Source organism: Pseudoalteromonas luteoviolacea (assembly GCF_018100925.1).
Taxonomy (GTDB): domain Bacteria; phylum Pseudomonadota; class Gammaproteobacteria; order Enterobacterales; family Alteromonadaceae; genus Pseudoalteromonas; species Pseudoalteromonas obscura.
The window spans coordinates 1-428 of record NZ_JAGJEH010000068.1 but is presented as its reverse complement, the minus strand read 5'-3'; the positions used below and the strand labels follow the sequence as shown (position 1 = coordinate 428).

Here is a 428-nt window from a genome sequence, read left to right as displayed (position 1 = left end):
AGTCGCAGAAGGCCGTGATTTTGAAGTGACAGCTTTCTCTCACTTTGCTGGAAAAGTGATTGTTTCGACCGATATCGGCGCATTTGCCGTAGATACTGAAAAGCGCAGCGTAGACAAGCTCTATGGCGGGTATGTAATTAATTCGTCCGTTATTGCTGAGTCTTTGTATCTGGCGACAAACGAAGACGCTGTGGTTAAATTTAACTCCAAATTGAAGTATGAAGAATTTAATAACAATTCCATGCTATCAAGCCATGAGATTCTTGGTGTAACTGAGATTGGTGGTGAGCTATACATTAGCACTGCTGGTGGTCTTGATAGAATCGACTCTCCAAGATCAGTTTATAGAGAATACCAGGGCACTTCTAAAGTTGCGGATGTTGCAATCCTAGACGGTGTGCTGTTTATGGCGACTTACGGAGAAGGCT

The 428-nt window shown here is 43.2% G+C and carries 1 protein-coding gene; it reads left to right on the top strand.

Annotation, left to right across the window (positions count from 1 at the left end; genetic code table 11):
* Positions 1–428, top strand: a 428-nt coding sequence (locus J8M00_RS28090) for a hypothetical protein (protein WP_432652299.1), incomplete at both ends; no start/stop codon positions are given.